Source organism: Streptomyces graminofaciens (genome assembly GCF_030294945.1).
Taxonomy (GTDB): domain Bacteria; phylum Actinomycetota; class Actinomycetes; order Streptomycetales; family Streptomycetaceae; genus Streptomyces; species Streptomyces graminofaciens.
In genome coordinates this window covers 8,859,271-8,872,812 of the sequence record NZ_AP018448.1, presented here as the reverse complement: position 1 = coordinate 8,872,812, position 13,542 = coordinate 8,859,271, and the positions used below count along the sequence as shown (strand labels likewise).

Here is a 13,542-nt window from a genome sequence, read left to right as displayed (position 1 = left end):
TTAGGTCAGTGGGGGACGACGGCGTCGACGAAGTCGATGTCCTTCTGGAACGGCTTGTACTTGTACTGAGTGGCGTTGCCCTGCTGCCGCCGCGACTCGACGTACGCGGCGATCGCGCCCTGCGCCACGGTCCGCACCCGGAGGCCGGCGAGCCGGCCGCTGTCCCGCTTCGAGGCGTACTCGATGTTGATGACGGACAGCTCGCGGTCGATGGCGGCGGACAGTTCCCGGTCCAACTCGGCGCCGGGGGCCGGGACTTCGACGACGACGGTGTAGGACGGCGGCTCGTCCCAGCGCGGCCCGCACATGTAGAGGCCGGTGTCGAGGCCGCTGCCTTCGAGGCCCTGCCGGATGGCCTGGGTGACCTGGCCCTCGGTGATCTTCTCGCCGGTGAAGGAGTGGTAGACGCCGTCGCGATGGGTGAAGTGGACCCAGGGCGTGCCGTCGACGATCCGGTCGACGCGGTAGATGTCGCCGGTCCACAGTCGGTACAGGCCGTTCCCCTGGGACATGATCAGGTGGTAGTCGCGGCCCGCCTCGACCTCGTCGTACAGCAGGGTCTCGACCGTCTCGCCGGCGTCGAGGAGCCGGCCGAGCGGTACGTCGGCGGGGACGAACTCGAAGTACGCCTGGCTGATGGCGAGCGGCTGGCTCTCCAGGGTGTCGTCCACGGGGATGGTGGTGACGCCCTCGGTGCCGCAGCTCATGAACGGCAGCTTGGCGACACCGGGCAGTACGGCGTCCAGGCGCGGCCGGTACAGCTCGGCGGAGGCGGACAGCCAGCAGCTGTAGAGGGTGAGTGACGGCCAGACGTCGACGAGGCTGAACTCGCCCTTGGCCAGGGCATGTTCGAGGTGCAGCGCGGCCTTCTCGTCGGGCTCGGTCCATGGCCTGCCTCGGAGGGTGCCCTCGCGCAGGTCGCGCACCAGCTCGGCACCGTGCTCGGCGATCAGGTCGCGCAGTGAGACGAGGGTGCTGGGGTTGATCGCCGAGATGTAGTGCAGGTCCTTGCCGACGAGGTGCCGTACGCGGTGGTACATCCGCCCGGCGTGGCTGGTGGGCGTGTCGGGGCCGAACCACGGGGACTCGTACCACGGCGGGTTCCAGTCCCGGCTGTTGATCTGCGGATGCCGGTTGCTGATCGCCTGGTGCTCGACACCGTGCACGAAGTCGTACACGTCCTCGCGGACGGTCTGGGTGTCGAGCGTGGCCCAGGGGTGGGCGAGGATCTCCGGGTGGTGCTCCAGGTAGGTGCCCCACATGGCCTTCATCGCCGGGATCCGGTACTTCAGCAGCCAGTGCAGCGTGTACGGGACGCGCTTGGGGGTGCCCGTCGTCCCGCTGGTCTTGAGCCAGCGCAGTACGGGGCTGCACGAGAGGATGCCGCCCTTGGTGCGGGTCTCCCGGTCGATCTGCTCGACGAAGTCGTTGTAGCGCATGATCGGCAGCACGGAACGGAAGGTGCCCGGGTCGGCGGCGATGACGTCGTACCCCTCCTCCTTCCAGTGCAGCGAGCTGGCGCCGATGTCGATGAGGTCGTCCAGGACGCGGGCCTGTGCGGCGGCCGGGTCCTTCAGATCGGCGAGCAGGCTCTCGCGGGCCCGGAAGCACTCCTCGACGAAGGGGTCGCGGCGGGCCTGCCAGTGCTGCTGCCACTGGGCTGCCTCGGGTGCGTCCTGGGCGGTCGCGCGGGGTGTCTGGGGTGTCTGGGGTGTCTCCACTGTGGTCTCTCCTCAGGTGCCGCCCGTGTTCGGGCATGCGAAAGCACCGCGCGGCGGGGCCGAACGGTGCTGTGGGTGTGGGGTGTTACGGGATGCCGGGTGCTGTTACGTCGTGCCGGACGCTGTTACGTGGCGCTCTCGCCGGCCGCGAGCGCGGTCAGCTCGTTCAGGTCGTACAGGGCCTGGCGCTTGGTGCCGTACCGGGTGATCTTGCCTCGGCGGGCCCACTGGCGGATCGTGCCCTCGCGGACGCCGAGGGCGAGGGCGGCGAGCGAGGTGGGGACGCGCTTGCCGCGCGGGGTGTGCACGTCGTTGTTCATGCCGACTCCTGGATTGTCGCTGCTGATTGACGCTGGTTCAGAAGAAGCCACTGGCGTGGCGTGAGTACGTGTCCCGCGCCGCACATCGGTCCGCGCAGCACCAGGTCGTCGCCGCCGCGCCCGGGCAGCGACACCTCGGCGTCGCAGCCGGGCTCCACGCACCGGCCGAGCGGTACCAGTTCGGGCTTGGGCGGCGACACGACGAGCCGCAGGGCGGTGGCCACCTGGGCGATCTCGTCGGCCGCCGGGCCCGCGGCGGGGTGGGCGGCCAGGAAGCCGACGTGCCGGTGGAGGAAGGCGGCCAGTTCGGGGACCGTACGGCCGGGCGGTGCCCCGGTGGCCGCGTCCGCGCTCTCGTCCAGCACGAGCCGGGCCCAGGAGGCCAGGCGTACGACGGCGTCGTGGCGGGCCTCCAGCGCCGCGTCGCTCACGGGCGGCGCGTCCGGGCGGTGGCCCGTGACCCGGGCGAGGCCCGCCTGGCGTGCGGGGAGTACGAGTTGCTGCTCGCTCTCGTGGTGGAGTGCGGGCAGCGCCGCCAGGTCGGCCGCGAGGGCGCGCCCGCACGATCCGCAGAGCCGGGAGCCGGGCGCGGCGGGCCTGCGCCGCAGCGCCTCGGAACGGGCCGCCCGGCGACAGCGGTGGGACGCGCACCGTTCCGGGCGGGACTGTGAGGGGGTCGGGTCGGCCATGGTCGCCTCACCTTCGTGGGAAACAAAAAAAGCGCCGCTCGATGGCGACGCGACGGCAGTGCGAGGGCCCTTGAGGGAAAACCTGGAGCTCTTGGAGCTCTTCGAAGGGTTCCTGGAAGTGGGCAGACTGCCTCGCGAAAGAGTGTTACACGTCTGCCGCGTGGGCCGCAAGGGGGCGGGGGAAATTACCCAACCACCTTGTGGAGAGCGGTAGTTGGAGGCGTCAGTGGCCCTCGTCGGGGACAGACGACAGGTGCCGCCCGCCCCGGTACTCGCGGGGCGGGCGGCACCTGTCGCCGGGGCTCGGTCACCGGGGCGCGGGCACACCGAGCACTCGATCGCGAAGGGCGGGGAACTCGGCGCGGGTCTTCGCGACGAGGGTCGGATCGAGGTCGACGACGAGGGTCTCCTCCCCCGGGCCGGCCTCGGCGAGGACTTCACCCCACGGGTCGACGACGACGCTGTGCCCGGCCTGTTCGACCCCGGCGTGTGTGCCGGCCGTACCGCAGGCGAGGACGTACGCCTGGGACTCGACGGCTCGGGCGCGGGCCAGCAGTGACCAGTGGGCGCGGCGGGCGGCGGGCCAGCCTGCCGGGACGAGGAACAGTTCGGCACCGGCGTCCACCAGCAGCCGGAACTGCTCGGGGAAGCGCAGGTCGTAGCAGGTGGCGAGCCCGGCGGTGAGTCCGGCGGTGGGTCCGGCGGTGGGTCCGGCGGTGGGTCCGGCGGTGGGTCCGGCCGTCCCGGGGACGTCGAGCACGGCGGTGACCGTCTCGTCCCCCCTGGCCAGCAGGGTCGCCTCGCCGCGGTCGAAGCCGAAGCGGTGGATCTTCCGGTACGTCCGGTGCGGGGTGCCGTCGGGGGCGAACACCAGGGAGGTGTTGTACAGGGTGTCGCCCGGGCCGCGCTCGATGATCGAGCCCGCGTGCAGCCAGACCCGCGCGGCGGCCGCGGCCTCGCCCATGGCCCGTGCCGTGGGCCCGTCGAGAGGCTCGGCCTGCTCGCGGAACGTGTCGAAGGCGAACGCGCCGACCGTCCAGAGTTCCGGCAACAGCACGAGGTCGGCGGTGTGCTGCGCGCGGACGAGGCCGGCCACGCGGGTGCGTCGCTCGGCGACGGGTTCGTCCGGTCGTACGGCGATCTGCAGAAGCGCGGCGCGCACGGTGTCTCCGTTCATAGGTGGTCGGGAGGTGAGGGTCAGCGCAGGTGGGAGGCGCCGTTGACGTCGATCACGGTGCCGCTGCACCACTCGGCCCCGACGCTGCTCAGCCAGGCCACGGCGGCCGCGACGTCCGAGGGCACGGCGATCCTGCCGAGCGGGCTCTGCCGGCGTACGTCCTCCTCGGCGGGCCCGACGAGCATGGGTTCCGTGAGGTCGGTGCGGACGAATCCCGGGGCGACGGCGGTCACCGCGATGCCGAGCGGGCCCAGCGACTGGGCGAGCGACTGGGTCAGCGCGTGCAGGGCGGCCTTGGTCGCGCCGTAGGCCGGGGCGTCGGGTTCGCCGCGGTAGGCGCCGCGTGAGCCGACGTTGACGATGCGCGCGCCCTGGGGGCCCTGAAGTCGGTGGCGGAGGTGGTCGACGTGGTGCCAGATGAGATCGGCGGGGCCGAGGAGGTTGACGTCGACCAGGCGCCGCCAGTCGGCCCGCCAGTCCTCGTACGAGGTGGTGGCGACGGGCTGTTCGGTGTGGACGCCGGCGTTGTTGACGAGGACGTCGACCGTGCCCAGCTGTTCGACCGCGGAGTCGATGATCTCCCGGGCCGCGCCGGGTGCGCCGACATCACCGGTGACGAAGGCGTGGCCGGTGCCGGGCAGGGTGTCCAGCACGGCCTTCGCGGCGGCGGAGTCGGCACGGCAGTGCACGGCCACGCGGTGCCCGGTGGCGGCGAGTTCGGTCGCGATGGCGGCACCGATGCCCCGGGAACCGCCGGTGACGAGCGCGCAGCGTCGAGTCATGGAGTGAGCCTTTTCGAAGCGATCGAGGAAGAGGAGAAGGGTGCGGGCGTGGGCGTGGGTGAGGGAGGGGCGCCGACCGGACACGGGTTGTCGGCGCCCGTCGGACACTCGCCCGCACCCGGTGGACACGCCTCGGCGGTGATCGACGGCCCGGGATCGAGCACCAGCGCCCACAGGCACTCCAGGTCGGTCCGGACCTCCTTGCCGGTGCGGCCCGCGCGCAGGGCCGCTTCGGCGCCCGCGGTGAGGTAGACCGCGAGCAGTTCCAGTTCTTCGGGCTCGGGTCCGGGGCGGGGCCGTTCGCGGGCCGGGGCCACGGACTCCCGTAACGCGGCGCGCCAGACCGTGCGCCAGCGGGAGGGGACGGCCTGCTCCTGGGTGAGCCGGGCCGCGGCGCGGACGGTGACCTCCTCGTCCAGCAGCCGGGCCACGGCGAAGGTGACCTCGGCGACCGGGGGGAGGGCACTCGCCGGGGCGAGTCGTGCGAGCGCCCGACGGGTGACGTCCTCGGCCTCGTGGCAGACGGCGGTGGCCAGGTCCGCCTTGGCGGGGAAGTGGAAGGTGAGCGCTCCCATCGTCACCCCGCAGGCCCGATGCACGGCGGACAGCGACGTACCGGCGTACCCCTGCCGGTCGAACTCGATGGCCGCCGCCGCGATCAGCGCCTGCCGGGTGCGTTCCGCTCTCACCTGCTTCACCATGGGCTTGACCTCGGTATCCGTCACGGGAACTGGCTCCCACGGGACACCGGACGGCGATGCGTGCTCCGGGCACCGGGGGTGGGGACCCGTCGTCGCGCTCCCGCCCGCCGTTCTTTCGTTCACGGGACGAGAGGGCCCGGCCCCCAGTCCTGCGAACGTACCGCCGCTTGCCCGCACGGACACCCCGCATGCCCAACTCGGCAACCACTTGGCCAAGTTGGGCGTGTCGGGGTGACAGCGCCGCCCCTCCTCCGCTCAGACTCGCGTGCCGAGGAACAGGCCGCCGCTCGCGTCGATGACCTGCCCGGTGGTCCAGCGCGCCGTGTCGGAGGCGAGGAACGCGACCACGTCCGCGACGTCGTCGGGCCCGCCCGGCCGAGCGAGCGCCGTCGTGCCGGCGATGAGTTCGGCGAGTCCCGGCGCCTCGAAGGCTGCCCCGTTGGTCACCGTCCGGGTGGCTCCCTGGGCAACCGCGTTCACTGTGATTCCCCGGGCCCCGAGCTGGTTGGCCAGGGTCATGCTCATCGTTCAGCGAGCGCGGTTACGACGCGACGACCGTGACCGACGTCGCCCAAGGCCGCGGCGACCGTGACCGACGTCGCCCAAGGCCGCGGGTGTGTCGCCCATGACCGTGTACCGGCACTTCCCCCACCCCCACCCCAACTGCGGGCAATCGTGCCGCCAGGGGCGGCACGGGTGGGCGCAGCGGCACCCCGTGAGCGCCGGGCCGCGCGACCCACCCCCGCCCAGCCGAAGCCGCCGGGTGCCGCACAACCGAGCCTCAGCCGCAACCGGGCGGCAGCCGCGGGGGCGCGCCCCCGCCGGGAAGCCCCGGCACCGACCCACAGCCCGGCAGCCCCACAGCCCGGCAACCCGGCAACCCGGCAACCCGGCAACCCGCATCCTCATCCGCCCCCGAGCCACCCCCGATACCACCCCGCCGCCCCACCCAACCGCTCCAGCGGCCCCGGCCCGGGTGTGCAGCCCGTCAGCCGCCAGATCTCCTCGCTCTCGTACCAGTGATCGCGGGCCAGCAGCTCGAACTGTCGTTCACTGATGCGGCCCGGGGTCTCCCGCAGGCGCGCCAGGCACTGGTCCCACGGCAGGTCACCGGTCGCCGACGGCAGTACGTCCAGCTCCGCGAGCCGGGCCATCAGGTCGCGGTTGCGTACCGGCACCGGATGGCTGGCGTGATACACCCCGGAGGGCACGTCGTCCGGCATCGACACAAGGGCGCTGACCAGCCGGGCCAGGTCCCCGACGTCCACCGCGGACACCTGCCCCCGCCCGCCGTCCCAGGCCGTCGGCACCCGCCGCAGCAGTTCACCGAGCGCGGGCACGACCCAACGGTCCCCGGCCCCGAGCACGAGACCGGGCCGTAGCACCACCCCGCCCGCGTCGAGCGCGAGCCGCTCCGCCGCCAACCGGGTACGGCTGGCCGCGGACACCGGCGCCGGCGTGACCCCGTCGACGGGTATGCCCCGGTGCGGCCCGGGCCCGTACACCGCCGCCGTGGACAGCTGGACGACGCGCCCCACCCCGGCCCGCCGCGCCTCGGCGACGATCGCCCGGGTGCCGCCGACGTTCGTCCGCTCGCACTCCTCGGCGTCGCCGTCGACCCGGCAGGCGAGATGCACGAGGACATCCGCGCCGCTCGCCACACCGTCGAGCGACGCCGGGTCCGACAGATCCGCCCGCACCCACTCCACGCCCGCCGACACCCCGGCGTCGGCGGGGACCGTACGGACCACGGCACGCACCTCGACGTCCCGCCCGCCCTCGACGTCCCGTCCGCCCGCGCCCCCTTCGCGCAGCAGAGCGCCGAGCACCGCCCGCCCCACGAACCCGGTCGAGCCCGTCAGCACCACCCGGACAGAGCTCATGGAGTCGTTTCCCCGCCGTTCCCGGGGAACTCCAGCGTGGCGACGACCTCCGCCGGCGCGACGGCCGGCAGCAGACATCGCAGCATGTTCTCTATGCGTTCGGGCAGGTCGGCCCGGTTGGTGGCGAGCCGCGACATGATCTGCGTCCCGGTGTACGCGGCGACGAGCACCTGCGGGAACGCACCCTCGTCGACATCGGGATGCAGCTGCCCGAGCTCACGCGCCTCCGCCAGATGCGCACCGAACTGCTCGGCCCACCAGTCGTAGATCGAGTAGTCGAGGAGGTTCACCTCGCTCTGCTCGACGGCCAGCCGTACGCCCGCCCGGAACAGCACGTTCGAGCGCATCTCCACGGCCAGGTACTGGCACACGTCGATCAGCTGTTGCAGACCCTTCTTGTCGCGGGGCCACTGCAACTCGGCGGCCTGGTCGACGATGACCGCGCGGGCCAGCTCCTCCTTCGACTTGAAGTGGAAGTACATGGCTCCGGTCGTGATGCCCGCCCGCTGCAGGATCGCGTTCAGACCCGCGCCGTGGTATCCGGCCTGGTCGAACACCTCCGCAGCCGCGTGGATGAGCGCGGCCCGCGTCCGCTCCGCACGTTCCTGCCGTTGTCGCGCCATCAGCGGACTCCCTCATACCCGTAGACAAACAAAAAGAACGACCTCTATTTTATTCACGTCGGCGCCGCCCTGTCACTGCGAGCGCCTTCGCTTCACCTGCGCGTGCCCATCGGAGAGTCACCGCATCAGGGGGGAACAACCATGTCCATCAGCCTTGCCCAGCCCACGCTTGAAAACCGTTTTGAGACGGTTTCGACCGCTTTCACCCACAAGTCGAACCAGGACGAAGTACTGCTGCGTGACTGGCGGCAGACCGCGCCCGACGCCTTCACCGTCACCGCCGCCTGGCCCGCCACGCACCCGTTCTACGTCAACCTCCTGGGTCTGCACGACCCGCTTCTGCTCAGCGAGACGGTACGCCAGACGCTGCCGCTGCTGTCCCACGGCGCCTACCAGGTGCCGTTCGGCCATCAGCTGCTGTGGAAGGACTTCGGCTGGAGCCTCGACCCGGCGGCCGCGTACGCCGACGGCGACCCGGCCGAGCTGGAACTGCACATCACCTGCCCCGAGGTGACGTACCGTCGCGAGCGCGCCGCCGCGATATCCCTGAGAGTAGACGTCGAGCGCGCCGGCCGGCACCTGGCCTCGGCACACTCCCGCTTCACCATCCAGGACCGCACGGTCTACAACCGGCTCCGCGGCCCGTACGCCGACGCGACCGCGGCCACCGCGCGCGCCGTGCCGCTGCCGCCGCCGGCCGGTCTCACGCCGTTCGGCCGTGACCGCTTCGAGGACGTGGTGCTCGCCGCCACCGACCGCCCCGACCGCTGGCAACTGCGGGTCGACACCACGCACCCCATCCTCTTCGACCACCTCGTGGACCACGCCCCGGGCATGCTGCTTCTTGAGGCCGCCCGCCAGGCGGCCCTGGCCACGGCACACCCCGACACGGTGACGGTCACCGGCATGGACTCCGACTTCGTCCGCTACGCCGAGATGGACGTCCCCTGCTGGGTGGAGGCCGAGCAGCTGGCGGACCCCGGCCAGGTGCGGATCAGCGCCCGGCAGAACGGCAAGGAGATCTTCGCCAGCGTGGTGACCCTGACCGCCGTAGCGGCCCCCCGGGGCGCCTGACATGCGTCCCTTACGCCCGCACCGCAGACCCGCGCACCGGAGACCCGCGCACGGCAGACCCGCGCACCGCAGGCCCGCGCCTCGCAGGTCAGTGCCCCGCAGGTCAGTGCCCCCGCGGGCCGGGGTCAGTCCGCCCGGGGCTCATCGGGCGGGTCGGCCGTGGCGGCCGCGTCCCGCAGCGCGTCCAACAGGCCGCGCAGAGCGGGTTGTTCGAGGGCGGTCACCCGTGCGGCGGCCGAGATCACCCGGACCGGCTCGGGGTTGCGGACCGGACGTACGACGACGCCGGGGTGCCGGCCCCGCAGCCCGAGCCGCGGCATCAGACCGACCCCGAGACCGGCCGCGACGAAGCCCTGGGCGGTGGCGTAGTCCTCGCTCTGGATGACGAAGTCGGGGCTGAAGCCGGCCGCCGCGCAGGAGTCGATGACGGGTTCGAGGCAGGGGCCGGGGGGCTCGCTGCCGACCCACTGCTCGCCGGACAGCTCGTGCAGGTCGATCACGGCCTTGGCGGCGAGCGGATGACCGAGGGGCAGTACGGCCGCGTACGGGTCGTCGAGGAGGTGGACGAGCCGGAAGCCGTCGCCGACGCCGTCCCGTGCCTGGACCACCACGGCGAGGTCGGCCCGGCCCCTGGCCACCTCCTGGAACGGGTCCTCCGGGTCGGTGAGTTCGAGGTCGACGCGGACGCCGGGATGCTCGGCGCGGAGTCTGGCCAGGGCGGGCGCCACCAGCGTGGAGCCGGCCGTGGCGAAGTAGCGGACCGACAGCCGGCCGGTGCGTCCGGCGCGGAGGTCGGCGAGCGCGGTCTCCGCCTGGGCCACCGCCGAGCTGATCAGCGCCGCGTGCTCGGTGAGCAGCAGCCCCGCCGCCGTGGGGCGCACCCCGCGGCCGACCCGTTCGAGCAGCGCCGTACCGGCCTGTTTCTCCAGCGCCGCCACCTGCTGGCTGACGGCGGACGGGGTGTAGCCCAGGTGCGCCGCGGCGGCGGTGACCGTGCCGCTGGTGACCACCGCGCGCAGGACCTGCAGTCGCCTCACATCAAGCATGTAGCTGAGCTTAACAGTATGAGTAGAACCATTTGCTTGTCCTCAAAGCTCGACTGAGGCACCTTCGTAGGACAGGGACGAGAACAACCACCGAACCACCGGACGAATGAATGAGGGAGGCACCATGAGCGACAGCGGCGGTACGCGGAGTCTGTGGGGCGGATTACGGGTGGCCGTGCTCGCCCTGCTGTGGGGCTCGACCTTCCTCTGGATCGAGCTGGCGCTGCGCGGGCTCTCCCCGCTCCAGGTCACGTTCGCGCGCTGTGTCCTCGGCGCGCTCGTCCTCGTCGTCGCCTGCTACGCGACGGGGCACCGGATGCCGAGGGGCGTCGCCGTCTGGCGGCACATCGTCGTCGCGGCCTTCTTCTGCAACGCCCTGCCGTTCGCCCTGTTCAGCGTGGGCCAGCAGACCGTCGACTCCGGGCTCGCGGGCGTCCTGAACGCCACCACCCCGCTCTGGTCGATCGCCCTCGGTCTCGCCCTCGGCTCGGAGCGCGGGCTGCGGCCCGTACGGCTGGCGGGTCTCCTGCTCGGCTTCACCGGCACGATCGTCATCTTCGCGCCCTGGCAGACGACCGGGGCCACCGGCTGGGGCGCCCTCGCGATCCTGGGCGCGGCCGCCAGTTACGCCGTCGCGTTCACGTACATGGGCCGCACCCTGGTCCGCAGGGGCACTCCCACGATCTCGCTCTCCGCCGCCCAACTCGTCGCCGCCGGCGGACTGACCGCCCTCGCGATGCCGATCGGCGGCCTGGAGTCGATCGACCCCGGGCCCACGGTCGTGGTCGCGGCCGTCGTCCTCAGCGTCTTCTGCACGGCGATCACCTTCCATCTCACGTACCGGATCATCAACGACGAGGGCGCGACCAACGCCGCCGTCGTCGGTTATCTGCTGCCGGTGGTGTCCGTGCTGCTGGGGGCGGTCGTGCTGGGCGAGGACCTGAGTATGCGGGTGGTGCTGGGGATGGCCGTCGTGCTGGTGGGTGTGGGGTTGACCCGGAGGCAGGGGGCGGTGACCGCCAAGGAGGCGACCACCCCCGAGCCCGTACGGGAGGACTCCCCGCGCCCCCTCCTGGAGAACACCCGGTGACCTCGATCGTGCCCGAGCCCCGGCTGTGGTCGGCGTACCGCGCGCTGACCGGGAAGGCGGTCTTCACGGACCTCACCCATGCCTTCCGGCCGGGGCAGCCGCACTTCCCCGGCTTCGGCGACGAGCGGCGCGAGACGCCCTTCGACCTCGACCGGGGCGACGGTTTCACGGTGCACCGCTACACCCTGGTCGGCCAGTGGGGCACCCATGTCGACCCGCCCGCGCACTTCGTCGCCGGGGCCCGCACTCTGGACCGGATCCCGGTCGAGGAGATGGTCCTGCCGCTGGTGGTGCTCGACATCGCCGCCCGGGTCGGGACGGACCCCGACGCCACCCCCACCCTGGACGACGTGGCGAGCTGGGAGCGGCGCAACGGCCCTGTCCCGTCCGGTTCGTTCGTGGCCCTGCGCACCGGCTGGAGCCGCCGCTGGCCCGACCCGGTGGCGATGGCCAACCGCGACGAGGCGGGTGTCGGCCACACACCGGGCTGGTCTGCCGAGGTCCTGCGGTATCTGTTCGAGGAGGCGGGTGTCACCGCCGTCGGCCACGAGCAGTCCGACACCGACCCGGGGCTCGCCGTCTCCGCCGGCGACCACAGCCTGGAGGCGTACGTCCTGCGCCGCGACCGCTGGCAGCTGGAACTCCTGACGAACCTCGACCGGGTCCCCGAGGCAGGCGCCCTGATCGTCGCCACCTGGCCGAAGCCGCAGGGTGGTTCGGGCTTCCCGGCCCGGGTGTTCGCCGTGCACGAACCCACCCGCCCCAGGGCCGGAGCCCCTGTGGGGCGGGACGGGTAGGGCGGCGGGGGCGAGAAAAGTCGGCCGCCCCCGCGACTCGCCCCCCGGGGCGCCCGCCAGGGCGCACGGGGGCGTGCCGAGAAGCATCGCGTGTTCATGGTGGACCGCGCGGCGCGCCGGTGGCTTGGATGAGGGGGACGACCCGACCCCGCCCCGGAGACGAGCTGCCATGGTGACGACCGACCGGTACGGCAACCGCCTGTACGAGTGCACCGCCGAGGGGGCGGAGCGGTTGGACCGGGCCGTGGAGGCCCTCCTCTTCTTCCGCCCCGAACTGCCCGACGCGGTCACGGACGCCGTCACGGCCGCCCCGGCCTCACCGCTGGCCCAGGCGTTCGCGGCATACCTGGGCGTCCTCGGCACCGAGGCACGCGACGCCGCCGAGGCACGCCGCGCCTTCGCCGACTTCGCCGCGGGCCTGGACCACACCGCGCTCCCCCGCCGCGAACGCCTGCACATGGCGGCGGCGGGCGCCTGGCTCGACGGGGACCTGCGCGGCGCCTCCCGCCGTCTGGCGGAACTCCTCGTGGAGTGCCCCCGCGACCCGCTGGCGCTGGCGGTGGGCCACCAGCTCGACTTCTTCACCGGTGACGCGACGCTGCTGCGGGACAGGATCGGCGGGGCCCTGCCCGCCTGGCCGGACGACGAGCCCCATCGCGGCCCGCTGATGGGCATGTACGCGTTCGGCCTGGAGGAGTCGGGGCACTACGACCGCGCCCAGGAGATGGCGCTGTCCGCCGTCGAACAGAACCCCCACGACGTGTGGTCGATCCACGCGGTGGTGCACGTCCACGAGATGCGGGGCCGCTTCGCCGAGGGTGTCGACTTCCTCGACGCCCGCCTCGACGACTGGTCCAGCGGCAATCTGCTGACCGTGCACAACTGGTGGCACTACGCCCTGTACGCCCTGGAGGCGGACGTCCCCGACACGGCCACCCGGATCTACGACGCCGTGCTCCACCACAAGGACTCGACCGGCTTCGTCATGGAACTGCTGGACGCCGCCTCCCTGTTGTGGCGTTTCCTCCTCGCCGACCGGGACCAGGACGCCCGCTGGCAGCCGCTGGCCGACGCGTGGGCCGCCCGCCAGGACCCGCCGTTCTACGCCTTCAACGACGTCCACGCGGTGATGGCGTACGCGGGCGCGGGCCGCTTCCGGGAGGCGGAGGCGCTCATCGCCGACCGCCGCCGCTGGCTGACGGAGGCCACCGGGCCCTGGACCACCAACCACACCATGACGGCCAAGGTCGGCCTGCCCGTCTGCGAGGCGCTCCTGGCCTACGCCCAGGGCGACCACACGACCGTGGTGGACCTCCTCTGGCCGATCCGCCGCGAGGTCCACACCTTCGGCGGCAGCCACGCCCAGCGGGACGCCGTCCAGCGCACCCTGCTGGAGTCGACTCTGCGCGCGCCCCGCCCCGACCTGACCCGCCTCCTCCTCGGCGAACGCACCGGCCTGAGCCCGCACAGCCCCTACAACTGGCTGGCCCACTCCCGCCTGGCCGACACCCTGGGCCAGGCGGGCCGCGCGGCCGCGTCCCGCGCCACGGCCGCCGAACTGTCGGCCCCGGCGGCGGCCAGACTGAACCGGCAGACACACACCCCCTACCTCACGGGCCGCTCGTGACCGGGGCCGACA

Annotated in this window: 13 protein-coding genes and 1 pseudogene; 4 read left to right on the top strand and 10 right to left on the bottom strand. The window is 72.8% G+C overall.

All coding sequences use genetic code 11. The annotated features are described in order from the left end of the window. Positions 1-5: 5 nt before the first annotated feature. The 9 genes and pseudogenes from SGFS_RS39025 to SGFS_RS38985 form a co-directional block, all read right to left on the bottom strand. Positions 6-1,721 (bottom strand): GH3 family acyl-acid amido synthetase, encoded by a 1,716-nt coding sequence (locus SGFS_RS39025; protein WP_286256932.1) that lies wholly within the window; start codon positions 1,719-1,721, stop codon positions 6-8. 125 nt (positions 1,722-1,846) lie between these two features. After that, positions 1,847-2,041 carry a MerR family transcriptional regulator gene (locus SGFS_RS39020; protein WP_286256931.1) on the bottom strand — a complete coding sequence of 65 codons (195 nt, stop codon included), beginning with the start codon at positions 2,039-2,041 and terminating at the stop codon, positions 1,847-1,849. Next, positions 2,038-2,730, bottom strand: a complete 693-nt coding sequence (locus SGFS_RS39015) for a hypothetical protein (RefSeq protein ID WP_286256930.1) — start codon at positions 2,728-2,730, stop codon at positions 2,038-2,040. Before SGFS_RS39015 ends, SGFS_RS39020 begins: the two co-directional genes overlap by 4 nt. Positions 2,731-3,037: 307 nt before the next feature. Next, on the bottom strand, positions 3,038-3,892 hold the full coding sequence (locus SGFS_RS39010) for a carbon-nitrogen family hydrolase (protein ID WP_286256929.1): 855 nt from the start codon (positions 3,890-3,892) through the stop codon (positions 3,038-3,040). Between the two features lie 35 nt (positions 3,893-3,927). Then, positions 3,928-4,689 carry an SDR family NAD(P)-dependent oxidoreductase gene (locus tag SGFS_RS39005; RefSeq protein ID WP_286256928.1) on the bottom strand — a complete coding sequence of 254 codons (762 nt, stop codon included), beginning with the start codon at positions 4,687-4,689 and terminating at the stop codon, positions 3,928-3,930. Then, positions 4,686-5,414: a TetR family transcriptional regulator gene (locus SGFS_RS39000; RefSeq protein WP_286256927.1), complete on the bottom strand. Its 729-nt coding sequence runs from the start codon at positions 5,412-5,414 to the stop codon at positions 4,686-4,688. Before SGFS_RS39000 ends, SGFS_RS39005 begins: the two co-directional genes overlap by 4 nt. A gap of 231 nt (positions 5,415-5,645) precedes the next feature. After that, positions 5,646-5,918 (bottom strand): annotated as a pseudogene (locus SGFS_RS38995) (SDR family oxidoreductase); the annotation flags it as partial. Between the two features lie 377 nt (positions 5,919-6,295). Then, the gene (locus SGFS_RS38990) at positions 6,296-7,273 is read right to left on the bottom strand and encodes an NAD-dependent epimerase/dehydratase family protein (RefSeq protein WP_286256926.1); all 978 of its coding nucleotides are present in this window, start codon (positions 7,271-7,273) and stop codon (positions 6,296-6,298) included. Continuing rightward, on the bottom strand, positions 7,270-7,896 hold the full coding sequence (locus SGFS_RS38985) for a ScbR family autoregulator-binding transcription factor (protein ID WP_286256925.1): 627 nt from the start codon (positions 7,894-7,896) through the stop codon (positions 7,270-7,272). The genes SGFS_RS38990 and SGFS_RS38985 overlap by 4 nt, the downstream gene beginning before the upstream one ends. A gap of 141 nt (positions 7,897-8,037) precedes the next feature. Between SGFS_RS38985 and SGFS_RS38980 the strand changes: the two genes are divergently transcribed. Beyond that, the gene (locus SGFS_RS38980; RefSeq protein ID WP_286256924.1) at positions 8,038-8,970 is read left to right on the top strand and encodes a ScbA/BarX family gamma-butyrolactone biosynthesis protein; all 933 of its coding nucleotides are present in this window, start codon (positions 8,038-8,040) and stop codon (positions 8,968-8,970) included. A 125-nt stretch (positions 8,971-9,095) separates the two neighbouring features. Here the strand turns inward: SGFS_RS38980 and SGFS_RS38975 are convergent, their stop codons facing one another. Then, a complete protein-coding gene (locus tag SGFS_RS38975) occupies positions 9,096-10,016 on the bottom strand; it encodes a LysR family transcriptional regulator (protein WP_286256923.1) in 921 nt (306 codons plus the stop codon). Between the two features lie 124 nt (positions 10,017-10,140). On the opposite strand from SGFS_RS38975, the gene SGFS_RS38970 reads away from it, so the two are divergent. The 3 genes from SGFS_RS38970 to SGFS_RS38960 all read left to right on the top strand — a co-directional run bounded on the left by SGFS_RS38970 (position 10,141) and on the right by SGFS_RS38960 (position 13,530). Then, a complete protein-coding gene (locus SGFS_RS38970) occupies positions 10,141-11,106 on the top strand; it encodes a DMT family transporter (RefSeq protein WP_286256922.1) in 966 nt (321 codons plus the stop codon). Next, positions 11,103-11,903, top strand: coding sequence for a cyclase family protein (locus SGFS_RS38965; protein WP_286256921.1), 801 nt, complete (start codon positions 11,103-11,105; stop codon positions 11,901-11,903). The genes SGFS_RS38970 and SGFS_RS38965 overlap by 4 nt, the downstream gene beginning before the upstream one ends. Positions 11,904-12,072: 169 nt before the next feature. Beyond that, complete coding sequence (locus SGFS_RS38960; protein ID WP_434028126.1) at positions 12,073-13,530, top strand: tetratricopeptide repeat protein; 1,458 nt, start codon at positions 12,073-12,075, stop codon at positions 13,528-13,530. Positions 13,531-13,542: the final 12 nt, after the last annotated feature.